Source organism: Shewanella sp. VB17 (genome assembly GCF_013248905.1).
Lineage (GTDB): Bacteria > Pseudomonadota > Gammaproteobacteria > Enterobacterales > Shewanellaceae > Shewanella.
Window position 1 is genome coordinate 2,729,534 of record NZ_JABRVS010000001.1, and the last position, 25,315, is coordinate 2,754,848.

Annotated in this window: 21 protein-coding genes and 2 pseudogenes; 11 read left to right on the forward strand and 12 right to left on the reverse strand. The window is 40.3% G+C overall.

Annotation, left to right across the window (positions count from 1 at the left end; genetic code table 11):
* Nucleotides 1-21: 21 nt before the first annotated feature.
* Nucleotides 22-663 (forward strand): protein-methionine-sulfoxide reductase heme-binding subunit MsrQ, encoded by a 642-nt coding sequence (gene msrQ / locus HQQ94_RS11700; RefSeq protein ID WP_173294588.1) that lies wholly within the window; start codon nt 22-24, stop codon nt 661-663.
* 169 nt (nt 664-832) lie between these two features.
* Nucleotides 833-2,479, forward strand: a complete 1,647-nt coding sequence (locus HQQ94_RS11705) for a methyl-accepting chemotaxis protein (protein WP_173294589.1) — start codon at nt 833-835, stop codon at nt 2,477-2,479.
* Nucleotides 2,480-2,610: 131 nt separating this feature from the next.
* Here HQQ94_RS11705 and HQQ94_RS11710 read toward each other — a convergent pair whose 3' ends face one another.
* A complete protein-coding gene (locus tag HQQ94_RS11710; protein WP_173294590.1) occupies nt 2,611-3,831 on the reverse strand; it encodes a uracil-xanthine permease family protein in 1,221 nt (406 codons plus the stop codon).
* Nucleotides 3,832-4,015: 184 nt separating this feature from the next.
* Between HQQ94_RS11710 and HQQ94_RS11715 the strand changes: the two genes are divergently transcribed.
* Both HQQ94_RS11715 and hda read left to right on the forward strand, forming a co-directional pair.
* On the forward strand, nt 4,016-5,122 hold the full coding sequence (locus tag HQQ94_RS11715; RefSeq protein WP_173294591.1) for a DUF2066 domain-containing protein: 1,107 nt from the start codon (nt 4,016-4,018) through the stop codon (nt 5,120-5,122).
* Nucleotides 5,123-5,192: 70 nt separating this feature from the next.
* Entirely contained in the window at nt 5,193-5,903 is a 711-nt protein-coding gene (gene hda / locus HQQ94_RS11720; protein WP_173294592.1) for a DnaA inactivator Hda, read from the forward strand.
* Between the two features lie 52 nt (nt 5,904-5,955).
* On the opposite strand, the gene HQQ94_RS11725 is transcribed toward hda, so the two are convergent.
* The 6 genes and pseudogenes from HQQ94_RS11725 to HQQ94_RS11750 all read right to left on the reverse strand — a co-directional run bounded on the left by HQQ94_RS11725 (nt 5,956) and on the right by HQQ94_RS11750 (nt 12,039).
* Nucleotides 5,956-7,902: a hypothetical protein gene (locus HQQ94_RS11725; RefSeq protein ID WP_173294593.1), complete on the reverse strand. Its 1,947-nt coding sequence runs from the start codon at nt 7,900-7,902 to the stop codon at nt 5,956-5,958.
* 177 nt (nt 7,903-8,079) lie between these two features.
* Nucleotides 8,080-8,508: a GNAT family N-acetyltransferase gene (locus HQQ94_RS11730; protein ID WP_173294594.1), complete on the reverse strand. Its 429-nt coding sequence runs from the start codon at nt 8,506-8,508 to the stop codon at nt 8,080-8,082.
* A 380-nt stretch (nt 8,509-8,888) separates the two neighbouring features.
* Nucleotides 8,889-9,293 (reverse strand): ASCH domain-containing protein, encoded by a 405-nt coding sequence (locus tag HQQ94_RS11735; protein WP_217274031.1) that lies wholly within the window; start codon nt 9,291-9,293, stop codon nt 8,889-8,891.
* A gap of 839 nt (nt 9,294-10,132) precedes the next feature.
* Nucleotides 10,133-10,381: pseudogene (locus HQQ94_RS11740) on the reverse strand (transposase); the annotation flags it as partial.
* 15 nt (nt 10,382-10,396) lie between these two features.
* A complete protein-coding gene (locus tag HQQ94_RS11745) occupies nt 10,397-10,579 on the reverse strand; it encodes a hypothetical protein (protein ID WP_173294595.1) in 183 nt (60 codons plus the stop codon).
* Nucleotides 10,580-10,998: 419 nt separating this feature from the next.
* A complete protein-coding gene (locus tag HQQ94_RS11750) occupies nt 10,999-12,039 on the reverse strand; it encodes an IS110 family transposase (RefSeq protein ID WP_173294596.1) in 1,041 nt (346 codons plus the stop codon).
* A 150-nt stretch (nt 12,040-12,189) separates the two neighbouring features.
* Here HQQ94_RS11750 and HQQ94_RS11755 point away from each other — a divergent pair.
* Nucleotides 12,190-13,167 (forward strand): annotated as a pseudogene (locus tag HQQ94_RS11755) (transposase).
* Nucleotides 13,168-13,406: 239 nt separating this feature from the next.
* Here the strand turns inward: HQQ94_RS11755 and HQQ94_RS11760 are convergent.
* Nucleotides 13,407-13,556 carry a hypothetical protein gene (locus HQQ94_RS11760; protein ID WP_173292465.1) on the reverse strand — a complete coding sequence of 50 codons (150 nt, stop codon included), beginning with the start codon at nt 13,554-13,556 and terminating at the stop codon, nt 13,407-13,409.
* 212 nt (nt 13,557-13,768) lie between these two features.
* Between HQQ94_RS11760 and HQQ94_RS11765 the strand changes: the two genes are divergently transcribed.
* Together HQQ94_RS11765 and HQQ94_RS11770 are read left to right on the forward strand one after the other, a co-directional pair.
* On the forward strand, nt 13,769-14,038 hold the full coding sequence (locus tag HQQ94_RS11765) for a hypothetical protein (RefSeq protein WP_173294597.1): 270 nt from the start codon (nt 13,769-13,771) through the stop codon (nt 14,036-14,038).
* 272 nt (nt 14,039-14,310) lie between these two features.
* On the forward strand, nt 14,311-15,099 hold the full coding sequence (locus HQQ94_RS11770) for an alpha/beta hydrolase (RefSeq protein WP_173294598.1): 789 nt from the start codon (nt 14,311-14,313) through the stop codon (nt 15,097-15,099).
* A 756-nt stretch (nt 15,100-15,855) separates the two neighbouring features.
* Here HQQ94_RS11770 and purN read toward each other — a convergent pair.
* Nucleotides 15,856-16,500, reverse strand: a complete 645-nt coding sequence (gene purN / locus HQQ94_RS11775; protein WP_173294599.1) for a phosphoribosylglycinamide formyltransferase — start codon at nt 16,498-16,500, stop codon at nt 15,856-15,858.
* A complete protein-coding gene (gene purM, locus HQQ94_RS11780; RefSeq protein ID WP_173294600.1) occupies nt 16,500-17,537 on the reverse strand; it encodes a phosphoribosylformylglycinamidine cyclo-ligase in 1,038 nt (345 codons plus the stop codon). Before purM ends, purN begins: the two co-directional genes overlap by 1 nt.
* Before the next feature lie 213 nt (nt 17,538-17,750).
* Here purM and upp point away from each other — a divergent pair, with 213 nt between their 5' ends.
* Nucleotides 17,751-18,377 (forward strand): uracil phosphoribosyltransferase, encoded by a 627-nt coding sequence (upp, locus tag HQQ94_RS11785; protein WP_173294601.1) that lies wholly within the window; start codon nt 17,751-17,753, stop codon nt 18,375-18,377.
* A gap of 65 nt (nt 18,378-18,442) precedes the next feature.
* On the opposite strand, the gene HQQ94_RS11790 is transcribed toward upp, so the two are convergent.
* Nucleotides 18,443-19,762: a Na+/H+ antiporter family protein gene (locus HQQ94_RS11790; protein ID WP_173294603.1), complete on the reverse strand. Its 1,320-nt coding sequence runs from the start codon at nt 19,760-19,762 to the stop codon at nt 18,443-18,445.
* A gap of 302 nt (nt 19,763-20,064) precedes the next feature.
* Here HQQ94_RS11790 and HQQ94_RS11795 point away from each other — a divergent pair, with 302 nt between their 5' ends.
* Entirely contained in the window at nt 20,065-20,670 is a 606-nt protein-coding gene (locus tag HQQ94_RS11795; RefSeq protein WP_173294605.1) for a peroxiredoxin C, read from the forward strand.
* A gap of 125 nt (nt 20,671-20,795) precedes the next feature.
* On the opposite strand, the gene rnt is transcribed toward HQQ94_RS11795, so the two are convergent.
* Nucleotides 20,796-21,461, reverse strand: coding sequence for a ribonuclease T (rnt, locus tag HQQ94_RS11800; protein WP_173294607.1), 666 nt, complete (start codon nt 21,459-21,461; stop codon nt 20,796-20,798).
* Between the two features lie 140 nt (nt 21,462-21,601).
* On the opposite strand from rnt, the gene HQQ94_RS11805 reads away from it, so the two are divergent.
* Complete coding sequence (locus tag HQQ94_RS11805; RefSeq protein ID WP_173294609.1) at nt 21,602-22,471, forward strand: OmpA family protein; 870 nt, start codon at nt 21,602-21,604, stop codon at nt 22,469-22,471.
* Between the two features lie 637 nt (nt 22,472-23,108).
* Nucleotides 23,109-25,253, forward strand: a complete 2,145-nt coding sequence (locus HQQ94_RS11810) for a prolyl oligopeptidase family protein (RefSeq protein WP_173294610.1) — start codon at nt 23,109-23,111, stop codon at nt 25,251-25,253.
* Nucleotides 25,254-25,315 lie beyond the last annotated feature (62 nt).

The following is a 25,315-nucleotide window of genomic DNA, read 5'->3' on the forward strand; positions in this document are numbered from 1 at the left end:
GGATAGGTTTTGGAGTGATAAATGCGGTTAACAATGAAACATGTTTTTTGGTTAAAGCTGGCTATCCATTTGACCGCCATTTTGCCTATTGTCTATTTAATTGGATCAGTGTTGATGGATAAAGCCGGTGGCGATCCTGTGCAGTTTATTATTCATTACACTGGCATAGGTGCGCTCAACACCTTAGTCATCCTGCTGACTCTTTCACCTATTGCACGTAAATTTAAGCAGGGTGCGCTGCTGCAAACTAGACGTATGATTGGTCTCTATGTATTTGCTTATGCCAGCTTACATCTTGCTTCGTTTATTAGTCTTGATTTGTTGTTTGAATGGTCGTTACTATTGAGTGAGACCGTAAAACGTCCGTACATATTAGTAGGGACTTTCTCTTACATCATTTTGATTGCATTATCAGTTACTTCATTTAAATCGATTAGACGAAAAATGGGTAAACGTTGGCAACAGCTTCATAATTGTGTGTATCTTTTGGCTATTTTGGTGCCGATCCACTTCTATTGGTCAGTGAAATCGGAAGTGATAGAACCTAGCATTTATATTGTGCTTTTAAGCTTGTTATTAGTGATACGTTTACCTTTATCTACGTTTTTTTCTTCATTTTATTTACGTTTGAAAATAAAATTCATCGAGTTAAGATCACAATGAGTGAAGTGTAAACAGGCGTTAGTGTTAAAGAGGGTAGGTCTCTTCCCTATACGAACCATAAAGCATTAAAAATGCGTTGTGTTAGCGACAACATGCTATTTTGACAAATGGTATTTTTGACCCATTCTTAATACAGGGTTTTAATGTGCTTTATCGCTGAGGTTGGACTTTGAATCTTGCTAATGATTTGTTTAGAAAAACCAAAATATCAAAACGTTTATTGCTAATGCTAGTGCTTTCTCTTGTCGCCACTCTATTAATGTTTTTATTTGCATTAAATAATATCAATGAATTGTTATTTAAAGAGAAAGAAGCAAAATTAGCGTCACTTGCCGATGTCGGTGTCAAAGTGGTAGAAAAGTATTATCAGAGTGCTCAGCAAGGGATAATGAGTGAAGCTGATGCCAAAGCAGGGGCGATTTTGGCACTTGACGTTTTAAGGTATGCCGGGAAAGAGTATTACTGGAGCGTGGATACCCAAGGTATATTGGTTCAGCATGGTTTTGCTAAAAAACTAGTAGGCACCAATGTGTTAGGAATTGAAGATCCCAATGGGGTTAAACTTTTTGCTCTCATGGTTTCAGGTACAGAGAAAAAAGAATCCACGAAAGTCGAATACATGTGGCATCGTCCCAACGAAGATAAACCCATGCCTAAAATAGCCGTCGTGAAAAAGTTTCAACCTTGGGGGTGGATTGTTGGGACCGGGATCTACGTTGATGATATAAAAGAACAGCTTGAGGTTTTTGCTTGGCAATATTTTTTAATCGGTACGCTGGTATGGTTACCTGTGATGCTCATTTTAATCATTATTTCTCAGAGTATTTCACAGCCATTAAGGCAAACTATTTTTGCGTTAGAAAACATCTCTAAAGGTGAAGGTGACTTAACATTAAGGTTAAATGAATCTGGTAACGATGAGTTAAAAGAGGTGGCAACTAACTTCAATGCCTTTGTCATTAAGATACAAGGCGTTGTAGGATCTGTATTACATTCTGTTTCACACAGTCAAGAGTTGGCTAGTGGTCTTGCTAAAATATCAAGTGAAGCCAATGACGTGACCAAGAAAATGCAAGCAGAGACAGAAAGTGTTGCAACTGCGATTTGTGAGATGTCATCGGTAGCCACTGACATTGCGACAAATGCAAAAAATGCTGCTGAAAATGCATCGGATGCAGATACCGAGGCCAGTAAAACCACCTTAGTTGTCGACGATGCGGTAAAAAGAATCAATGAACTATCAAAAGAGTTAGACGTCACCGCCACGGGCACTGAAGGTTTAAGGATCAGCTCAGGTAAAATAGGCCAAATATTGGATGTTATCGTTGGGATCGCTGAGCAGACCAATTTATTGGCATTGAATGCGGCAATCGAAGCAGCGAGAGCGGGGGAAGCTGGCAGGGGGTTTGCTGTTGTAGCAGATGAAGTCAGAAACCTAGCCAGTAAAACCCAAGAATCAACACAAGAAATTAACGGTATTATTGATGAATTACGATCGTCAATTCTTTGTGTTAATGACTCTGTTGAACGGGCTAAAGGATGCTCAAGTCAAACGGTTGAAGAAACAATATTAGTTGTCGATGCTTTAGAAACGATCAAGTCTTCTATTAGTATTATTTCAGATATGAATATTCAAATTGCCACGGCAACGGAAGAGCAAAGCTCTGTGATTGCAGAGTTGAATATGAACATTACTCGAATTAATGATATTTCGCTCGATAATCAACATAAAAGCGTACAAATTGGTGAGACCAGTGAACAGATCCAACAAGGATCATCTGAATTAAATGGGCTGGTATCGAACTTTAAAGTATAAGTGTTAGTATTTCATGTGATTATCGTCATTGCTGTAAACCTTGAATATTGTTGACGTATTAACTCGAAGCGATAAGAAGTTTAGCAGCATAATTGATGTGCTAAACTCCTATGGATACTGCCATCAATCATTTAAGGTGTTTCTTTAGGCATAGGCAATAATAGGTTCATGATAATGGCTAGGATACCACACAAGCTAATGCCGCTTAGGCTAAATGAACCTATGCCGAATGCCATTCCCCCGATCCCAAAGACGAGAGTGATACCGACGATACAGAGATTTCTGGGTTCAGTGAGGTCGACCTGATGACGAATTAAAGTATTCAAGCCCACAGCCGCAATTGATCCAAATAATAGACACATTATCCCCCCCATGACAGGGACTGGCATGGTTTGCATAATCGCGCCTAATTTACCGATAAAAGCGAGAATGATCGCGATAACGGCTGCCCATGTCATGATCACAGGATTGAAGCTTTTGGTTAATGTTACCGCGCCAGTGACTTCTGAGTAAGTGGTATTGGGCGGACCACCAAAGCTAGCAGCGGCAATCGTAGCTAAACCGTCTCCTGCAATTGTGCGGTGTAAGCCAGGGTTTTTTAGATAATCTTTTCCGGTGACATTGGAAATAGCAAGAATATCTCCAATATGCTCAACTGCAGGGGCTATTGCGACTGGGATCATAAAGGCGATGGCATGCCAATGAAATTCAGGGGCGATGAAATTTGGGATAGCAATCCAACTTGCGGTAATGACTGATGTGAAGTCTATTATGCCAAATAATAAGCTCATCATATAGCCGACGAGTATACCCGCTAAAATAGGCATTAGTTTCAATAAACCTTTACCAAAAGTTGCCATGATGACAGTGCTTAGTAGCGCAGAGAGAGAAATGATAAGGGCCGTGTTCTGATCGACTAATATGATTGACCCATCACCACTTTTACCTAAGGCCATATTGACAGCAACTGGGGCAAGTCCTAGCCCAATAACGATAATAACAGGGGCAACGACAACTGGCGGCAGTAAACGTTTAATAAACCCATCGCCTTTGATTTTTATCAAGCTTGCCAAGATTAAATAAACACCTCCAGCAGCCATTAAACCTCCCATCGTCGAGGGGATCCCCCATGTTTGTACGCCATACATAATAGGAGCGATAAAGGCGAACGATGAGGCGAGGAAAATAGGAATTTGACGCCGAGTGATGAGTTGGAATAGCAGTGTGCCTAAACCTGCGGTAAATAAGGCGACATTAGTATCTAGTCCTGTTAGCAATGGCATTAATACGAGTGCGCCAAAAGCAACGAAGAGCATTTGAATTCCCTGAAGTGCAAGTGAAATATTTTTCATTATTATTCTCTTTACGTAAAACAAACATTCTCATTCTAATCGTATGTTTGCAGTTTCATTGTGTTGAATTTTACCTACTGATTTGTGAATGTCACGATGATTTTTAATAATCATAAAGTGAAATCAGATACGTAATTAAAGTTGTGGTACAATTTTATTATCTAAGCCTATAGAACAGTCCAAAATGCGTAAAACCTTATTTAGCGTCTTAATCTTATATCTTAGCGGTGTGTTTATTCAGATTAACACAGTGAATGCTGCTGAAGTCACTTTGTTGGATGAAAGCTTAGTGCCTGTCACAAGCCGCTCTGTCGCAGAGCGCAATAAGGCCATATCTGTGGCGTTACAGAATGTCGTATTAAAAAATTCTGGCTCTGAGACGGCACTGACTCATGCCAGCATCCAAGCTAAAATCAAATCTCCTCATTCTTTGATCAGGCAGTTTGGCTACGATGAGATTGATGGAAAACTATTTCTGAAGGTTAATTTTGATCATAAACGCATACTTGCACTTCTTCGGGCTGCTGAGTTGCCAGTGTGGGGTAAGCAGCGGCCTTTGACACTAATTTGGCTGGTGGAAGAAGGCAATGATGAGAGGCAAATTATTAATGATGCTTCATTGGTAGACAGTCGACAGTTTTTTACACAAGAAGCTGAAAGCAAAGGGGTCCCGCTTTTATTTCCTTTGATGGATCTCGACGATAATATGCAGATATCAGTGAATGATGTGAGAGGGATGTTTGTGGCTCAGGTGGATAAAGCTTCTGCGCGCTATCAAACCGATTATTTTGTGATGGCATCAATGAGTCCCAATGTTGATGGTGTTGAATTGAGTATGTCTTTATTCGTTAAAGGGTCTGATGAACAAAGCGGGATCCCTTTGGTGAGTAAACGGCAGATAGTGACGGATACGCGCGCAGCGGTCACAGAGATTATATCGAGTGTCAGTGATTATTATGTCAGTCGTTATGCCATTGCTGATAGCGGTGATAAACTTAATGCTTTGGTTAGCTTTGTCGATATAACAGAGATGAAACAACTTGTTGCAATTGAAAAGTACCTTAATCAACTGAGTGTGGTTAAGGAGGTTAGTGTGTCTCAATTACACAGTACCAATGTACAATATCATTTATCGTTATTTGGTACTCTTGATGATCTCCACCGGTTAATGGTGTTAGACCCTAGAGTAATACAGACGCAATCTGAATATCAAAGTGAGGATGATAGTAGTCACATTGATGACACTGACTCTGCTGAATTTAAAGAGCTTGAATATCACTGGCGCGGTTAGCCATTCAAATTTGTGAGGGCCCATGGTAAAATGGGTGTTTTAGTGCATTGGAATATAGAGAAATACTTGAGTGAAATCTAACTCACCGATACAGTTATCGTTACCTGTTCATCTTCCTGATGATGAAACATTTGACAGTTATTACCACGCTGCTGGAAATGACGAGTTAATTCAGAGTCTCCAAGCGTGTGCAGAAGGGCATTCTGAACGTACCGTTTTTTTATGGGGGCCGATTAAATCTGGCAGAACTCATCTTATGCATGCGGCATGCGCGCATGCAAATGATCTACAACGAAGCAGTTTCTACCTCCCACTGGGCATACATGCCAGTATTTCTACCGCATTACTGGAAGGACTAGAAAACGTAGATCTTGTTTGTATTGATGATGTTGATGCTATTGCAGGTCATCCGCTTTGGGAAGAGGCTATATTTGATCTTTATAATCGAGTGGCTGAACATAAAAACTGCTCCTTGATTGTCAGTGCAAGTGTCTCACCTACCGATCCTAGTTTTGCATTACCCGATCTTGTTTCTCGTATGCAGTGGGGCTTAAATTATCAGTTACAACCTATGGCTGATGATGAAAAATTGGCCGCATTACAACGTCGAGCTGCCATGAGAGGCTTGCAGCTTCCTGAAGATGCTGGGCGTTTCCTTCTTAATCGTTTAGCAAGAGATTTACGCACGCTTTTTGATGTCTTAGATATGCTAGATAAAGCCTCTTTAGTTCATCAGCGTAAGTTAACTATTCCTTTTGTAAAAAAAATGCTTAAAATTTAATTTTCCATAATATAAGCAAACACGGTTGTAGGTCTCTCCCGTGTTTTTAGCTTCATTGTTTCTGTTGTTTATGCCTGTCTCCACTGAACCTGAATTGAGGTAAATTCACAGCAGTGTCTTTTTGAGGTATGTTGTTTTTATTAACAGAGGTTAACGATGAAATTGATAGGTTTTCAGACCAAGAATTACCTTGCTTCATGCTAATAGGCTTCGGGAGAGAGCTGATTAAGTCAGTCCCATTGAGGTTGGGGAAAATATTATCAATGACAAATGCTGCTTTGTCTTGCAGTGAATTTTGGCTAATACGTCCGCGTTGGCCCCAGTCAACGATAATCGTGTCAGCGCTTGGATTTTCAGGGCGATCTGTCACCCCAATGTCACGTACAATGCCATATCTGTAACTCATCATTGCTTCTTCAAATAGCATGGCCATGTCTTCTCGAGAACTTGAGTATGCATAATAGTCGTTTGTGACATCGTTTGAAAAAAAATGGGTGATATCACTGGCTAAGTAATTTTTTTGCACTGATGTTGCCGCTAATCCTTTAAAACTGACGGTTGCTAAACTGAGCATCTCATGGCTTAAAATAGGAAATTGAGCCGTCATTTGATCTGAAATAAGTTCACTTGTATCGACTCTTCGTTGATAGTGATCCTGTAGAGTTTGATTGTCCATGTTTAAATCTGCGTAAAACGTACTGGGGAAAAAATCATTAGCATGTGCTAATTCGTGGTAGAGCAGAGCAGAAAAATCAGGAAACATCTCCGCTAAAGTACGGTTAGTTCTGGTCGAGCGTGGGGCAGTGTAGGTGACATTCACATTATCTTTGACGTATCGCCAAGGCATAATAAAGTCTAATTCATGACTGAAATCACTTCGAAAATCAGCAGCTTCATTGATACTATCTCGTTCTTCAGCTAATAGCCAAAGATCGCTTGGATCGAGATAGATTGCACCCGTTAGCACCCAATAAAATGAAGGGCGAATATCGTAGCTAATGACAATAGCGGTCACAGATCGCAAGAGATTAGCAAAGTCGCTATTGGGATCCATTGTTGCGATAAAGGTAGCAAAGTTGTCGCCCATCCACTGATGAGAGACGAGTACTCTGTCCAGAATCATGTCGTTATTAAGCGTCTCAGCCACTTGGCCTAATAATGGCAATTTAGCCAGAGTACAAGGTGAGGCTAATTGATTAGAATAGACACATGTCTGGATCGCCTTTGCATATGGCGACGTTTCTCTATAGGCAAAGGTTTTTGCTATTGGTTGATCAAAATATTGCGAGGTTATCTCAACCTCATTAGTGATTAATGCTAAGACTTCTCCTGATATTTCTTTGCCTGATAGCGTGCCTGTTGCACGTAATATCGAGATAGAATCAGTAGCAACATTGGGGGCAATAAATTGAGGGCGTTTAATGTTGGTGGTATCTAGCGTCAGTTCTGGGCCAGAAGAAATACACCAAGTGATGTTTGATGGGAATCTATCCTTGTTAGAACCCATAGGATCAATACGAAAACTGACATTATTCCCCTCAACGACTTGATGGGCACTGCGAATATTGAGATGGGGGAATGTCGCATCATAAGCCGTTAGTTCAATGGTTTCAGTGTGGTTTAGATCACTTGACTTGATGTTGACTGAGAAAGCATAGTTGCCAGCCTCTGCTAATTGGAATGCCAGCACAGGGCTTTTCACGGATGCTAATATTATAGGTGAGCCACTGAGCTGTTGCCAAGTGAAAGTCAGCTCTGTGCTGTCTCTATTATTGAGTTGTGCAATGATTGCACCCGTTTTATAAGCAATGTAGTTCTGCTCTGTAACAAATTCAACACTGGATGCGGTCGTTATGATGTTAAGTTCAGTGCTCTGCTCACAACGTAACAGACTAGGGGGCGAGGGAGTAAAAATGGGACTTTTGGCACCAGAGCCGCCGCCACCACAAGCAGATAAGGCTAAAACACTGACCATGACTAAGGGCTTATATTTTGTCATAGACACATACTCCCAAGTGAGTTAATTTTATAATCAACTAAAATGTAACACATTTAAATGAAATGTTATCAGTTTAAGTTGATATTTGTGTGTGTTGAATTTGAAGTAAAGATGAAATGTTTGAATTGCCTGAGCCTAAACCCTATACCACCGATTATCAGCTATTTATTATTGTCTTTATTTGATTTGTGCACCCAGTTGCTTTTGTAAAAAGTAACTGGTGTGTCCTTCTGGCATATTCGCTAGTTCACCAAAAATTTCATAACCTGCTTTAATATAAAAGCCTAACGCCTGAAATGTCGTTGTTTCTAAGCGAATGTTAGTGGTTTTTTTGCGTAAAGAATAGTGTTCCATTTCTGATAAAAGTCTACGTCCCCAACCACTATTACGGATGCTTTCATCAATCCAGAGACCTTGAATATGCATCCAGTTCCAATTTATTTCTCCGAGAATACCCCCCACAATTTTACCAGAGTCATCTTTTACAAAGGACGACACTTTCTCTTTGTACACCGCTCCAGTAAAAGATTCGTTAAATGTTGTAAGACCTGTTTTTAAAGCTTCGAAATCACCATCTTGCGGCGGTAAAGGTGTCGTTAATTCCATAGTATACAACGAACTCCGTGTTGGCATAAACTCATGAGGTGACTTCCTACTATACATAAGATCTGCAGTAAGAACACCGTTACTCTTTTCTATAAGAGAATAACATACTGTTATTAAACGTTAACAACAGACAAGGGCTGAACCGCGAAAATAAGCCTGCTATTAAAGAGTGCGAGCAGATGAGGCATAGGCTAGAAAAAAATATGCCTGTCCTATCTTTCTATTAAAATTAACTACTGACAAGGGCGGATCCGTGAGAATGAGCTTAACACTCCTTGCTTTTATGAATTAATAGTTACAAAACATAGAGCGCTCTCTAGAATATAGGTATGTTATTGATTAACAATGGCTGGCTATGATTTTTGCCTCTGTTAATTCGATCACATTGTTGCTTTGATCACGTCTACCAACTCAAAATGCAATGTCACCAATTCAAAATCATCGTGTAAATCATAATCTGGCATACATTTAATATGGCAGTCTCTAAACTCCTGTGCGCTATCAAACGTTTCGCCCAGCCAAACTTCCTCTGGAATAGCACCAAATTTGATATTGTAAACTTTAGTTGCTTTGATGATGCAGCGCAGATTTTCTTTGCCATCGTATACTTCAATTATATCGCCAGCAACATAACCACCATCACCATATTCACCATAAGGTTTGTGATAATCTTCTACCGTCTCAGCTGTCACTGTTTTACTGCCATCCATCACCGTGCGGACGAGGCTATCATCATTTTCATCAGCGCCCCAAAACGTAAGCCTTTTTCTTCTATTCATGTTCATGGTTTATCCTAAGTTTAAGTGAAAATTATATAAGTAGTGGACAAGTTATATTGACTACAGTAGTGTTATCTGCATTAAAAAAGTTGTAGCCTACTCCTCTGCGTCTCGGGAGAAGCATAAAGGATTTCATCATATGTTAGATTGCACAACGGGCGCTATATGAAGACATAATCTTTCCATCGGCCTTTACCATCCATACTGATTTTAATGTCATGCTTCAACAAAATATCCGTGAACTAAAAAATTGCCACCTCGATAATAATTAAAAAAGAAGGTTTCCTAAAGCCCTAAAGAAGCAATAAATTATTATTTATTTTATATCGACATAGCTATCGCACGTCAAATAGATAAACTATCAAATAAAAAACTAAAAGAATTAACACAAAAAAATATCAAGAGCACCTCTAACAATTTGAATCGTATTCCGTATTCCAAAAAATAATATTAAGCTAAATTTTATTTAAAAAAATATATACAGAAAAGGTTAAAAATTAAATATTACAATATTTATGCTGTATTTGGTTGACTTCAGAATTGATATTGCGAAAGCTGGCACTGGTGCATAATTAGTAACATCCATCTTACAACCTCTTTAAATATCCATATAAAAATTTATCGGCTTAAAAAATATAGCATTGCATTATGCTTTCAGCTCTAATAATACAGATAGTAATAAAAAAAATCAACAAAAAAACCAACAAAAACCACACCCCGCAACATTAACCAACACAAAACACCATGTTAGATAAAGTTAAGTGCTTAACCAACACAAAACACCATATTAGATAAAGTTAAGTGCTTAACCAATACAAAACACCATATTAGATAAAGTTAAGTGCTTAACTAAAAGTTATCAAATATTTAGACTGATAATTATTCAGTATGTCTTTTACACTATTTTTTAGCGTCTCAAACGTGATAAAAGCATGGCAAGATAGCCATTCATATTTGATCTTTTTCCAGAGTATTTCAATGATATTGAGTTCGGGTGAATAAGCAGGTAAATATATAATGACAAGTCCTTTTAGTAACCATTCATAGCACTTTTCTTTAAAACGCTTAGCGCGATGAAATGAAGTATTATCAAGGTCATACGTTGAACCTTAAGCATTAAAGTGAGCATAAATATCGCTTAAACTATTGTTATATTTTGACTTTCTCTGTTTAGTTGACAGGGCATTTTTTTGAAGGTAAATATAGGCCCACTCAAGCCGCTCTTTGAATGCTAAATATTCTCTGTCAGCAATCGCTTGTATTAAAGGAATAAACCAAATATCTGCGTTCATAACCAAAAATCAATAGACATATATGGACGCTCCCGGTTAGTCAAGGTAATACTCATCTAACCAAGGTATTTTTGACCTTAGTTTCTTTGTTAACTATTAACTCTCGTTACGTGTTTATTGACTGACTCTTTTCGCTTTAAGCGATAGTGCTGACATATATACGGGCTTAACACGTTCTCTTTTTAGAGAAAATGCGCCCCTGATGAATTCCGTACCTACACACCCAAAAATAAAATACACCCAGTCGGGTTATTTACCCTTGTCTCTAACGGGTTTATGCAGGATGAACTGAGTCTTTTGTCATCAATTTAACCACTTCCCTAAGAGGTGACTATCAAGCGCTCACTACACCCAGTCGGGCTCAGTATCGGCTCTTGTCTTGAACGAGCTTTGCTTGATAGTCGATACCATTAACATTATCAGACGCATGATATTATCTCTGCCGTTTGGCCGCTTTGTGCTTGATAACGTGTTTGTTTTTTTAATAATATCCACATCAGCCTTGCCAGTTTATGTGCCGTCGCTACTGCGGTCTTATTAAAGCCTATTCGCGCTTTTAATTGGGTTATCCATTGGTTGAGTGCATCATCTTTTTTGTGTGCATGACTAACAACGGTTCTCGCACCGTGGATGAGTTGTTTTCTTAAATAGCTGTCACCACGCTTAGTAATACCATAAAGCTGGCTTTTATTTCCTGAGGCATATTGCCTCGGTGTTAGTCCAAGCCAGACAGCGAGTTCTTTAGGGGTATTAAAAGCCTGGCCTTTGTCGATACAAGCTTCAAAAGCGGAGGCTATTACATGACCAATACCCGGTATGCTGAGCAGTATCTGTCCTGTTTCGGTTTGCTCTACTTTCTGTTTTATCAACTTATTGAGGTCTTTGAGTTGCTTAGTTATTTGCAAGTATTCATCATAAACTTGGTTGAGGAGATATCTGAGTAAAGGTCTCTGCTCACTGTCATTGATGATATCCCAGATGTTTTGTTCAAAAGCGGTAAAGCCTTGTGGAAAAACAAAGCCAAAATCAACCAATAATCCTCGAATTTGATTGGTGCAAGCAATGCGCTGCTTGATTAACCGGTCTCTTATTCTATGCATCATCAAGACCTCTTGCTGAGCCTCTGACTTAATTGGCACAAAACGAATATTAGGTCTTGAACTTGCTTCAAAGATAGCTAATGCATCGTTACTGTCATTTTTATTCCCGCGAACAAATGGGGTAACATGTTGAGCGGGTATCAACTTAACGTTATGGCCAAATTGTAAACCGACACGCCCCCAATAGTGTGATGAATAACAGGCCTCCATAACCACAGTGCAAGCAGGCGTGTTGCATAACAGCTCTTTAAGCTGATTTCTGTTCAGCCGTTTGTTATAGACTTTCTTAGCATCTGCAGTCATTCCAAGTACTTGGGATACATTCTTTGCAAGATCGATAGCAATAGTGGTAACTTTCATAGTGGACGCTCCTTAATGTAACTGAATGGTCAACATCAGTTTGGCGCATTGACGCCGAATTAGGGAGCGTCCATCTCATCAGCCATGGTTAATTGCACTTCCTGTCGCTGTGACTAAAATTTAATCATGGTGATGTGATTGGAGTGAGTTATGCCTCGTCCTAGAAGAACATTGATAAGTATCGAAGATACACCTTACTACCATTGTTGTAGCCGTGTCGTGCGCCGCGCATATCTCTGTGGTGACGATAAGTACACAGGTAAAAACTATGACCATCGACGCGGCTGGGTAGAGGCGCAAATGCTTAAATTATCTGACGTGTTTGCGATTGATGTTGCTGCCTATGCCGTGATGAGTAATCATTTGCATATTGTGTTATATATCGATTTAGATAAAGCCAATGTCTGGTCAGATAGGGAAGTGGTTGAACAATGGCATCAATGCTTTAACGGCACAGCACTCACACAAAAATTTGCTTGAGGTGAAGTGATTGATGAGCACCAAGTGGCTAAATTAAAACACCTAATTGCGACTTACCGCTCACGTCTGAGTGATATTAGCTGGTTTATGCGATGCCTTAATGAGCCGATTGCCAGACAAGCCAACTTTGAAGATAATTGCACAGGTCATTTCTGGGAAGGGCGGTTTAAATCTCAAGCGCTTTTGGATGAAGCGGCAGTGCTGGCCTGTATGGCTTATGTCGAGCTTAATCCTATTCGCGCTAAGATAGCCAATACGCCCGAGAATTCAGACTACACCAGCCTTCAATTGCGAGTCAAGGCGGCAATCAATGGAAAGCAACCCACCAGATTACTGCCCTTTATTGGGAATGAACGGCTGAATCAACCCAAAGGGATAAACTTCGCGCTGAAAGACTATCTTGAATTAATTGATGAAACAGGGCGTATTATTCGAGATGATAAACGCGGAGCAATCTCATCGAATGCAGATAAGATATTAACGAGGCTAAACATTCCTGTTGAAAATTGGCTCAAAATCACCACAGAGTTTGGGCACCTATTTCATGGGCCAGTAGGGACACTGCAAGAGCTAAGTCGCTACTGTGAACACTTAAATAAAAGACGACGGCATTTTTCCACGAGTTGCGAGTATCTTAAAGTAGGCTAGCCGCTGGATTCAAGTAATAAGAGCAACAGAACTCTAATATACCTGTAATAGCATCTTCCTCAGTTTATCAACAGAGCAGATATTCCTTGCCTTAAAATCAACTTTTTACGACAAAAAACCTCATTTTGTTAAGAGTACTCGGTTATATGAGCTTAACACTCCTTCCTTTCATGAATTAATAGTTACAAAACATAGAGTGCTCTCTAGATATATGTATGTTATTGATTAACAATGGCTGGCTATGGTTTTGGCTTATCAAAAAAGGCGGTAATACGACGTACTACACGGGCATAAGCCTCAATGGTTGAAGGACGTTTACCTTGTAGCCTTAAGTTGATAAGATGTTGTTCATAAAGATAATTGTAATGTTGTGCTTGTGATGTATTCATGGGTATACTCCAATAACGCATCATCGAAGTGACAATGCTATTATTGAGTATGGACGGTAGTTACAAACACCTCTGCCGCAGAGCGGCTTCGTTCAACAAGTCGTTTAAACGGACAAATAACAGTTGGCTTTTGCTCCTTCGTCGCTTATTTTAACCAACAATTTTTGTCCGCTTAAGTGGGCGTTGGTATCAAAAAAATCATTGGATGATTTATGACAAAATTGGAATTTGCAGTCAAACTCGAAAAGTATCAAAAAAGGAAGCGCAGATCTAAATGGACGTTTTATAGTATTGCTTTTGTCTCTTTGATGTTTTTAGTTATCCCAAGTTCGATATTAAATTTTAATGAAAGTGAGTCTACTTTCTTTATGGTAATGGCTGTTGTTTACTTTTTAAAAGCATCAGGTATTACAAATGGGACAGAAGAGCAAGAACTCCTAGTTAATGCGCTAGATTTACTTTCGGCTAAAAATGATACCTAAGTTGCTTAAACGGAATAAAAATAGTTGGCCATCGATCCGCGATTATAGCCAACCATTTTTATCCGCTTAGCAAGGCGTTGGTTATGGATGTAACGTCTACAATGTACAAAGCTAGTTTCTATTTATCCTTGGCCAGCAGAAAATAACCATTGACCTAATCTCTTGTTTTCACTAAAATCGACCTATTATTTAGTTATTATTAATCCCTCGGTATTAATTCCCTATTCAGGGCATTTAAATTTTCTCTCGAATTCACAAAAACGAGATTAAACATGACTAAATTAAATCAACAGAATAACCCACTATTTACTTCAAAAATAAATTACCCGATAAGTTTTGATGGATGCGTCAAATCGAATTTACCTTATAGTACTGATCCTTTACTGGTTATGGATATCTATTACCCTGGGAAAAGGAGTACTCCTGCTCCGGTTGTTATCTTAGTTATAGGATATCCTGACCAGGGCTTCGAGCAAATGACAGGACTAAAAATAAAAGAAGTTCAACAATATATATCTTGGGCGCAACTTTTCGCGGTTTCAGGAACTACAGCGATTACTTACTCAAACATTGAGCCCGAAAAAGATATTTTCACTCTACTTCAACATCTGAAAGGTAATGCAGTTGATCTTGGTATTGATAGTGAAAATATTTCTCTTTGGTCTTGCTCTGGAAACGTGCCCAATGCACTTTCAGTATTAGCATCAGATTCATCAATCAAATGTGCAGCTCTTCTATATGGCTTCATGATTGATCTGAACTGTTCACAGGTGGTTGCTGACGCATCAGAAGTTTTCAAATTTGTACATCCGCTAAAGGGCGTTAATTCGTTACCTGAGTTTCCGCCTATATTGGTTGTGCGGGCTGGCCAAGATGAAATGCAGGGATTAAATAGTTCGATCGATACGTTTATTGATCGGGGGTTAAAGAATAATATGCCAGTGACTTTAATCAATCTTCCTGAAGCCCATCATTCATTTGATTTATTTGATGAGTCAAAGAGAATAAAGACAACGATAAGGAATATTTTGGAGTTTATTAACAACCATCTTACTCGTTAGGATTCTGAAAACTAATGTGTATTGATAGCCGTAGTGTGCCAGAGTAAGGAGTAGTCTGTTGGAAAAATAAACATAACAAATAAGAATAGGTGTCGCGTAGCCGACACCTTATTCGGGTGTTGAACAAGCCCAGAGTCTGCTTTATAATGCAAAGAGCGATTTGTTTTGTGAAGGGATTGCGATCAATGACTTGATCACAATACGCACGAAAAAAGGTAGGACAGGCATATTTTTATCTTTTCTGCGATCCCGCCACGTTCAACCTGAAGTGTCCTTAAAATGTTAATTAAAGGTCTCTTGAACCAATTTCAACATATCCTCATAACTATAAAATGTCGATAAGTCTTATGGGCTCTATCTTGATTTTTTATTAGAGAATTCTGCTAAATAAATGACAGATAAAACAGAGTAATAACGCTAAATCGAAGAGAGTAATAATAGGTGTAAGTGAAATCGAGGACTTCGGTTTCAAGGATGAAACCGTAGAGCATATAGGGATATATTCACAGCGTGCTGAGAGATCACCTACACATACCCTCGCTGGAAGCGATTAATAACAAGGAAGTTAAAGTATAAAATAAGCTAGCCCAATACAAAATCAGCCAAAGGTTAATTGAAAAGATCACAGCCTTCATTCGAAGGCTAATTAGTAATTAGAGACGTGCATAAAAAAAGGCTAAGAATCACTTCTTAGCCTTTTTACAAATGATGCCTTGTTCTGAATGTGTAAAAACATACCAGGGCATAACATGAGTGTTAGTCTACGGCGTAACCGGCGCTGTTGAGTACGACACCATCGAGAACGGCTTTACCCTCTGTCATAGCCAGTCTGCCTTGACTGAACCATTTAACGACCATTGGGTAGATGGCGTGTTCTTGCTCGTGTACGCGCAGTGCCAGTGTCTCTGATGTGTCATCTTCATAGACGGGCACTTTCGCTTGCAAAATGACCGGGCCTGAATCTAGCTCTGGTGTGACAAAATGGACGCTGACGCCGTGTACTGTATCGTTGGCGTCAATCGCGCGTTGATGGGTATGCAGTCCGGTGTATTTAGGCAATAACGAGGGATGAATATTGATCATCTTTCCTTCAAAGCCTTGCACTAACTCGTCGCTTAATATGCGCATAAAACCTGCTAGTACAATAAGATCAGGCTGATACTTATCGATAGCGAGTTTTAGTCTAGCGTCATACTCAACGCGAGTTTCATCTTTATGTGCAATCACACAGCTGGTATCTATCTCACTTTGGTGAGCACGGATAAGGCCATAAGCAGTGGGTTTATTACTGATCACACCGACCACTTCGGCCTGAAAATTGTCATCACATCCGTCGATAATGGCCTGTAAATTACTGCCATTACCTGAGATCAATACTAATACGCGACTGCAGACTGACATTACAGGATCTCCACTTGCTCTTCATCATCATTGCGTTTGGCAATGTGACCAATTAACCAGGCTTTTTCGCCTTCAGCATTAAGTAGGGTAAGGGCTGCTTCAACTTTGTCGCTTGGCAGGGCGACAACCATGCCAACGCCACAGTTAAATGTGCGATACATTTCAAATTCTGCGATATTACCATTTTTCATCAACCAGTTAAAGATTGATGGCCACTGCCATGAGTCGCCTTTAACGACAGCTTTACAGTCAGCCGGCAGTACGCGAGGGATATTTTCCCAGAACCCACCACCTGTGATGTGTGCCATTGCGTGAACGTCAGTTTGTTCAAGCAGCTTAAGCAGTGATTTAACGTAAATTTTGGTTGGCTTAAGCAAATGGTCGATAAGTGGCTTACCTTCAAGATCATCTTGTGGGTTAGCTTGGCTGACTTCAAGGACCTTACGGATCAAAGAAAATCCATTTGAGTGCGGGCCACTTGATGCTAGTGCGATAAGTGAGTCACCTGCCGTGACTTTAGTGCCATCGATGATGTCGGCTTTTTCAACTACGCCGACGCAGAAACCTGCAAGGTCATAATCATCACCTTCATACATACCGGGCATTTCAGCGGTTTCCCCACCGATTAACGCACAGCCAGATTGTACACAACCTTCGGCAATGCCTTTAACGACTGCGGTGGCAGCATCAACGTCTAATTTCCCTGTGGCGTAATAGTCGAGAAAGAAAAGTGGCTCAGCACCAGAGACGATTAAATCGTTAGAGCACATGGCAACTAGATCAATACCGACGGTATCGTGCTTTTTATGATCAATGGCTAATCTTAATTTAGTACCAACACCGTCGGTGCCAGACACCAGAACTGGGTGCTTGTACTTAGTTGGCAGCTCACACAGAGCACCAAATCCACCTAAGTTGCCCATGACTTCTGGGCGGTGGGTACGTTTCACTGCAGTCTTAATATTATCAACAAGTGCATTTCCGGCGTCGATATCAACACCTGCATCTTTATAGCTCAGCTGGGTAGGAATGCTCACGAAGATCCTCTCGGGTACAGAATAGTTATGGGGTTTTATGCGGTGCTATTCTAACAGCTTGTGTCATCACTCGAAAGAGGCAGATCGCAGATATAGCACCTGACATCGAGTATGATTTATTGGGTTTTTAAAACTTTATGTTTTCCATTGTGGACAAATAAATTAGAATCTTCTGAATTTGCTTGTATAAATGTCAAAAATCAGGAGATAAAGATGAAAGTGGTTGAGGTTAAACATCCTTTAGTACGTCATAAAATCGGATTAATGCGTGAAGGTAATATTAGCACTAAGCGTTTTCGTGAATTAGCTGCTGAGGTAGGCAGTTTATTAACCTATGAAGCAACGGCGGATTTTGAAACTGAGACCGTGGTGATCGAAGGATGGAATGGCCCTGTTGAGGTTGAGCAGATTAAAGGTAAGAAAGTCACCGTGGTGCCTATTTTGCGTGCTGGTCTGGGTATGATGGATGGCGTATTGGAACATATTCCAAGTGCGCGAATTTCAGTGGTGGGGATTTACCGTGACGAGGAGACCTTAGCACCGGTTTCTTATTTTGAAAAATTAGCCAGCGATATGCCTTCGCGTATCGCGTTGGTCGTTGATCCTATGCTGGCGACGGGAGGGTCAATGATTGCAAGCATTGATTTGCTAAAAGAGCGTGGTTGCACTGCGATCAAAGCCTTAGTGTTAGTGGCCGCACCAGAAGGTGTTGCTGCGCTAGAAAAAGCCCATCCAGATATTGAGCTTTATACTGCTTCGATTGATGATTGTTTGAATGAACAAGGCTATATTCTTCCCGGTCTGGGCGATGCGGGTGATAAGATTTTCGGTACGAAATAATGTTTAGCTAAAAGCGTGACAAAAAAGGAGCCATTAGGCTCCTTTTTTGGGTAATGTCTATTCGATTAAAGCACCATGGCGGCAATCCAACCAAACACTAATAAAGGTATGTTGTAGTGAATAAAGGTTGGGATCACACTGTCTTTAATATGGTCGTGTTGTCCATCAGCGTTAAGACCGGCTGTGGGACCTAAGGTCGAATCTGATGCCGGTGAGCCGGCATCGCCTAATGCAGCAGCTGTGCCGACAAGGGCGATGGTGGCAGGAACAGAGAAACCAAAGCTGATGGCTAGCGGGACATAGATAGCGGCAATGATCGGGATAGTTGAAAAAGATGAACCGATCCCCATGGTGATAAGTAACCCCACGATTAACATTAAAAAAGCGGCTAATGCTTTGTTATCACCAATGATATCACTTAGTGATGCGACTAAACTACCCACATCACCGGTCGCTTTTACGACGGCAGCAAAACCTGCAGCTGAGATCATGATGAAACCTATGTTAGCCATCATGCGCACACCTTGGTTAAAGATATCTTGATCAGCAACGTGCTTAAGTGCACCTGAGAAGCTGAAAATAACAAAGCCAACCAACGCACCAAAAATCATCGAGTCAGTTTGTAATTGAACTGAAAGTGTCGAGATAATAGCAATAACGGCAATAATGATATTTTTACGGTTGAGTGTTTCTTCTGGCTCTGCAGCAAGTATCGCTTTTTCTTCGTATTCTCTAGGCTTACGATAACTGACAAATATGGCAAATAATAACCCGGTTACCATACCAAAGGCGGGGATCATCATGGCGGTAGGGATTTGTTCACGAACAGCGTGCAGATCATTACTGTTTAAATTAGCAAGCAGAATATCGTTTAGAAAAATGCCGCCAAAGCCTATAGGTAAAATCATGTAGGTTGTGACTAAACCAAAGGTAAGGACACAAGCAACTAATCGTCGATCTAATCTTAATTTAGACATTACATGAAGCAGTGGTGGGATCAAAATGGGGATAAAAGCAATGTGAATAGGTAATAGGTTTTGCGATGAGACCGACATCAATAGGATCATGATGAGCAGTGTCCATCTTACGCGGTTCATATTGTTTTTATTTTGCTCACGCCCTAAAGAGGCGATCACTTTACGTGAAATGAGCGTGGTTAGGCCTGAATGTGATAGAGCAACAGCAAAAGCACCAAGCAGGGCATAACTCAATGCGATTTGGGCACCGCCGCCGAGGCCTGTATTAAAAGCGTCGATTGTTTGTTGAACATCCATGCCTCCAACAAGACCGGCGACTAATGCAGAAATGGTCAGTGCGATGACGACATTAACCCTAGCGAAACTGAGGGCCAGCATCAGGCATACTGCGATAACAACAGCGTTCATATTCTATATTTTCTTTTATATTTGTTAGATTGACGGTCATTTTTGCTTAGTCAATGTCGTCTTGTCCAGTAAATAGGTCTTTTTTCTTGTTTAATCGATAGTTTGTTAACTAATTGTGATTGTAGATAAGTGTTAAGTGTAAAATATCAACACAATAGTAAAGGTCAATTAGGCTACAAAATCAGCGGAAAGAGGTATATTTATCAAAAAATGTGTTATTGACTTGTGTGGCAGTAAACAGTGCCTATAATGCGATAAGATTTAACGAAAAACGTTTTTCAATCCATAGATGGAGATATATAATGAGCGTATTAGTAGGCCGTCCAGCCCCTGATTTCACCGCGGCTGCAGTTCTGGGTAATGGCGAAATCGTTGATAGCTTTAACCTCGTTGAGGCAACGAAAGGCAAGCCAACAGTCGTATTTTTCTACCCACTTGATTTTACTTTTGTCTGCCCATCTGAGCTGATTGCCTTTGATCATCGTATTGAAGAGTTTAAGCAACGTGGTGTTGAAGTGATTGGTGTTTCTATTGATTCACAGTTCACTCACAATGCATGGCGTAATACTCCAGTAGCTCAAGGCGGGATTGGTCCTGTTCAGTACACGCTAGTGGCTGACGTTAAGCATGAGATTTGCAAAGCGTATGATGTTGAGCATCCAGAAGCGGGTGTCGCTTTCCGTGGTTCTTTTTTAATTGATAAAGAAGGCCAAGTGCGTCATCAAGTGGTTAATGATCTTCCACTAGGCCGCAATGTCGATGAAATGCTGCGTATGATTGATGCACTTCAATTCCATGAAGAGCACGGTGATGTGTGTCCTGCTGGTTGGGAAAAAGGCGATAAAGGTATGGATGCAAGCCCAGAAGGTGTTGCTTCTTACTTAAATGATAATGCAGATGCACTATAATTTGTAATATTATCAGTTGCTAAAGTTTAAAAAAAGCTGCGTTTATCGCAGCTTTTTTGTTTTTAAATAATGTGACTTAGCAAGTTTTCTTTAATGTCATTGTTAATTCATCATATCGTGATGAGTTAGTCGCTATCGCCTTTTATCGTTTCATTATCTATCGCTAAAGGCCACCCACCTAATGTTTTCCAGCGGTTGACAATTAAACAAAATAATTCTGCTGTCCGCTCTGTGTCGTAAAGGGCTGAGTGAGCTTCATTATTATCAAATGGGATCCCAGCAATAGAGCACGCTTTTGCGAGTACTGTATGGCCTAACGCCAGACCTGACAATGCTGCAGTATCGAAGGTTGCAAAAGGGTGGAAGGGGCTGCGTTTAAGCGCACAGCGTTCAATCGCTTTGGTCACAAAGCTATGATCAAAGGTCGCATTGTGGGCAACGATAATCGTTCGATGGCAGCCCACAGCTTTTTGGGCTTTTTTGACTTCTTTAAAAATCTCCAAGAAGGCGTCTTTTTCACTGACTGCGCCCCGCAATGGATTGGTAGGATCTATGCCTGTAAACGCCAAGGCTTCAGGTTCTAGATTTGCGCCTTCAAAAGGTTCGATGTGAAAATGCAAAGTTTTGTCTAAACTGAGTATACCTTCATCATTCATTTTGAGCATGGTGACGGCGATTTCAAGTAACGCATCGGTTTGAGCATTGAAACCGGCTGTTTCAACATCGATGACAACGGGGAAGTAGCCTCGAAATCGGTGACTTAATTTATTCGCGTTGCAAATGTCGCTCATGACAATATCCAAATAGTTAGCATGCCGCTATTATGAGGCAATGGGTTAATGCTGTCATGTTTGAATGTTTGTTTTATAGGCTAAAGGTATGCAAAGATGTGCCGATAGGCTAAGTAATAGAATAAATAAGAGTACTTTGTATGTGGCTAAGAGTATTACTGGTGTTAGCTTTGTTTTTGCCTCTGTCGACGAGTGCGCAATTACGACATTATGTTGCCTCATTGGATCAATCTCAGTGGACGTTAAGTGGCAATACGCCAATCATATGTCGACTTGAGCATGATATTCCTGCGTATGGTAAAGCAATATTTACCAGCTTAGCAGGTAAAAGCCATAATCTTATTTTTAATCTCGATATGTGGGTAAAACCAGAAAAAGTGACCCAAGCAAAACTAATGAGCTTACCCCCTACGTGGCGTCCCGGAGTACTGTCTACAGAAATCACCGAATTGACTTATCAAAAGTATTTTAGTGGCGAGGTGACTCGAAATGCAGCCTGGTCTATGCTTTCTGAACTTGAGCAAGGCATGCAACCTACCTTCTATTATGCTGATTGGTATAATCATGACAATAAAATCGCCGTGGGGTTGTCAGCGGTTAACTTTAATCGTCAGTATGCTGAATTTAAAGCATGTTTAGCTGGTTTGTTACCCTATAGTTTCGATGATATCGCCTTTACCGTATTAACCTATGAATTTGGTGGCCAAGAACTGACGCATTATGCGAAAGAACAAATAGCCAAAGTACAAGAGTACCTTTCTTATGATCCTGACGTAGAGCTAGTATTAATTGATGCTTATACAGACAGTTATGGTGGTCGTTCAATAAATCAAAAGGTATCAGAGAAACGGGCTGATTCAGTTAAAGCCTTCTTTGTTGCTGCTGGGATCACTCAAGAACGGATCCACACAGTAGGTCATGGTGAGTTAAATCATGTTGCATCCAATGATACGATTGGTGAACGTGCACGTAATCGACGTGTCGTCATTAGGATGAGTAAACCTATGTAACCTTGTGGTGTTGGTACGAAACAAGATAAAAGAGATGCAAAAGCAGTATTGACATTCAATTAAGGTGGGTTGAGTGGTCAGTGGAGATAGTGAACTTATCGTCTATAGGGTAATTGTAGGCAAAAAAAAGCCCGCTTAATTTTTTAAGCGGGCTGCAAAAAATAAATTGCAATCAACAAATTGAAGGAAGGAAGTCAAGCTTAAGAACCAGGGAGTAAATTAACGTGTTAGACACGCTAATTAAGAGTTCTTTGTTTCCATATCTGCTAGGCAGACACTTCCTGAAAACACGTTCATTATAGGGCTAGGGTCGCAAAGCAACAAGCGAGAAAAACTAGTCTTATTCATTAGTTTTTATAATCCTAAATATTGTCATTTAGATAATCCGATGCAATGATAACGCCTATTTACGGTTGATTACTCACGTTTTATGCATATTTTACTCTTTCTATCTGTTCATCATGTTACAGATTTATTAATCTTGGGGCCTAACATAATTTTGAGAATGAACTTTATTTCGTTGCCATGTTTTTTTTAAATTGTATAGTAGATGTAAAACAAACATTTAATTACAAGGGTTTACTCTCGAGTAATGAATATAACAATAATATAACATTATGTTGGGGTTGGAAGTAAAATGAAATTGAGATCAAGATGGGCTACACAATCTCTGTTATTGGTAGGGATAGTGTCACTAGTGATGGGCTGTCAAACTAATGTGGCGGAGCAATCGACCTCCTTATTGGCTACGGTAGGCGATACCGTTGACACGATTCAGGGAGTTAAGGTGGCAGATCCTTATCGTTTCTTAGAAGCTGAATCAACAGAGACGAAAAATTGGGTAAAGGCACAACAGTTAAATGGCAATGAATATCTATCAGGTATCGTCAATAAGCAGGTGATTGTTGAGCGCATTACCGAACTTTGGGATTACGAAAAGGTGTCAGCACCATTTGAGCATGGTAATAATACGTTTTACTATCGCAATAACGGGTTGCAAGCCCAATCTACTTTGTATGTTAACAATAAGGCTGGGGTTGAAAAAATTGCGTTAGATCCTAATACCTTTTCCAGTGATGGGACGGTCGCATTATCGGGTGTTTCCGTTAGCAGTGATGGTAACATGTTAGCGTATGGAACATCGAATTCAGGTTCCGATTGGCAGAAATGGCAGTTTATTGATGTTGACACGGGCAAGGCATTACATGATGAACTAAATTGGATAAAGTTTTCTAGTGCCGTTTGGGACCATGATAATCAAGGTGTCTATTATGCTCGTTATGATAAGCCTATGGGAGGGAATATACTTGCTGATGTGAATGTGAACCAAAAGGTTTACTACCACAAAATAGGCACTGAGCAGAGTCAAGATACCTTAGTCTATGAACGTGAGCAGAACAAAGATTGGGGCTTTGGCATTGAAGTGGCAGAAAAAGGGGATTATTTATTGTTGTCGATCTCTCAAGGTACCGACAGCCGTAACCGTTTTTTTTACAAGTCCCTAGAGGCAGATACTGATGTCGTAGAACTGATTATTGATTTGGAAGCGGAATATCATTTTTTAGGCAATGACAAATCTATTTTTTACTTTAAAACAGATTTAAATGCACCTAATGGCAAGGTGATTGCTATCGACGTTAATCAGAGTGATAAGCGGTACTGGAATACCATCTTACCTGAAAGTCATGATCCTATTCGTGACATTGCCATCATCAATGATCATTTCGTGGTGAGTTATTTGAATGAGGTACTTGGAAAGCTGTCTATTTACAGCATGAACGGTCAATTGAAACAAGATGTCATACTGCCAGGCAAAGGAAACATTGGCGGTCCGTATGGTAAGCGCAGTAAAGAATATTTTTATTATGTCTTTAACAGTTACGTCCAGCCAAAAACTACGTATAAATTTGACTTTAGCACAGGTAAATCAACGCTATTTGTTAACCCTAGTATTTCCTTTAATCCTGATAATTATGTTTCTGAACAAATTTTTTATAATAGTAAAGATGGCACCCGTGTTCCTATGATGATCTCTTATAAAAAAGGATTAACAAAAAATGGGACTAACCCGACTTTACTTTATGCTTACGGCGGTTTTGGGATCTCGTTAACACCTAGGTTTAGCCCTGCTAATATCGCGTTGATGGATCTTGGGGGGGTGTACGCTGTGCCAAATTTAAGAGGGGGAGCGGAATATGGGGAAAGTTGGCATCAGGCTGGGATGTTAGACAATAAGCAGAACGTATTTGATGATTATTATGCCGCTGCTGAATATTTGATAGAAAATAAGTACACTAATCCCGGTAAACTTGGGGCTTATGGACGTAGTAATGGCGGATTATTGATGGGAGCGGCGTTGACACAGCGTCCGGAGTTGTTTGCCGCTGTGTTACCTGCCGTTGGCGTATTGGATATGCTTCGTTTCCAAAAGTTTACTATTGGCTGGGCGTGGACAAGTGAATACGGCAGTGCCGATGTTGCTGAACAATTCCCAGCTCTGATGGCCTATTCTCCTTATCATAATGTGAGCAAGCGTGACTATCCAGCAACGATGATAATGACAGCTGATCATGATGACCGCGTGGTGCCCCTACACAGTTTTAAATTTGGGGCTATGATGCAGGCGAAGCAGCAGGGGGATGCACCCGTGATTATGCGAATTGAATCGAAAGCAGGCCATGGTTCGGGTAAACCCACGTCGATGAAAATCGATGAGTTTGCCGATATTTATGCTTTTTTGTTCGACAGTTTTGGTTTGAATATTCCTGCTAAAATGAACTAATCTTGAAAATGAATGTTAACAGTGAAAAAAGAGACACGTTTGGGTCTCTTTTTTGTTGCGGT

Excerpts from the sequence above, each read along its gene's own strand:
- msrQ (WP_173294588.1), top strand. The coding sequence starts at position 22 with ATGCGGTTAACAATGAAACATGTTTTTTGGTTAAAGCTGGCTATCCAT.
- HQQ94_RS11710 (WP_173294590.1), bottom strand. The coding sequence starts at position 3,831 with ATGAAAAATATTTCACTTGCACTTCAGGGAATTCAAATGCTCTTCGTT.
- HQQ94_RS11715 (WP_173294591.1), top strand. The coding sequence starts at position 4,016 with ATGCGTAAAACCTTATTTAGCGTCTTAATCTTATATCTTAGCGGTGTG.
- HQQ94_RS11725 (WP_173294593.1), bottom strand. The coding sequence starts at position 7,902 with ATGACAAAATATAAGCCCTTAGTCATGGTCAGTGTTTTAGCCTTATCT.
- HQQ94_RS11730 (WP_173294594.1), bottom strand. The coding sequence starts at position 8,508 with ATGGAATTAACGACACCTTTACCGCCGCAAGATGGTGATTTCGAAGCT.
- HQQ94_RS11735 (WP_217274031.1), bottom strand. The coding sequence starts at position 9,293 with ATGAACATGAATAGAAGAAAAAGGCTTACGTTTTGGGGCGCTGATGAA.
- HQQ94_RS11745 (WP_173294595.1), bottom strand. The coding sequence starts at position 10,579 with ATGAACGCAGATATTTGGTTTATTCCTTTAATACAAGCGATTGCTGAC.
- HQQ94_RS11750 (WP_173294596.1), bottom strand. The coding sequence starts at position 12,039 with ATGAAAGTTACCACTATTGCTATCGATCTTGCAAAGAATGTATCCCAA.
- HQQ94_RS11760 (WP_173292465.1), bottom strand. The coding sequence starts at position 13,556 with ATGAATACATCACAAGCACAACATTACAATTATCTTTATGAACAACAT.
- HQQ94_RS11765 (WP_173294597.1), top strand. The coding sequence starts at position 13,769 with ATGACAAAATTGGAATTTGCAGTCAAACTCGAAAAGTATCAAAAAAGG.
- HQQ94_RS11770 (WP_173294598.1), top strand. The coding sequence starts at position 14,311 with ATGACTAAATTAAATCAACAGAATAACCCACTATTTACTTCAAAAATA.
- purN (WP_173294599.1), bottom strand. The coding sequence starts at position 16,500 with ATGTCAGTCTGCAGTCGCGTATTAGTATTGATCTCAGGTAATGGCAGT.
- upp (WP_173294601.1), top strand. The coding sequence starts at position 17,751 with ATGAAAGTGGTTGAGGTTAAACATCCTTTAGTACGTCATAAAATCGGA.
- HQQ94_RS11790 (WP_173294603.1), bottom strand. The coding sequence starts at position 19,762 with ATGAACGCTGTTGTTATCGCAGTATGCCTGATGCTGGCCCTCAGTTTC.
- HQQ94_RS11795 (WP_173294605.1), top strand. The coding sequence starts at position 20,065 with ATGAGCGTATTAGTAGGCCGTCCAGCCCCTGATTTCACCGCGGCTGCA.
- rnt (WP_173294607.1), bottom strand. The coding sequence starts at position 21,461 with ATGAGCGACATTTGCAACGCGAATAAATTAAGTCACCGATTTCGAGGC.
- HQQ94_RS11805 (WP_173294609.1), top strand. The coding sequence starts at position 21,602 with ATGTGGCTAAGAGTATTACTGGTGTTAGCTTTGTTTTTGCCTCTGTCG.
- HQQ94_RS11810 (WP_173294610.1), top strand. The coding sequence starts at position 23,109 with ATGAAATTGAGATCAAGATGGGCTACACAATCTCTGTTATTGGTAGGG.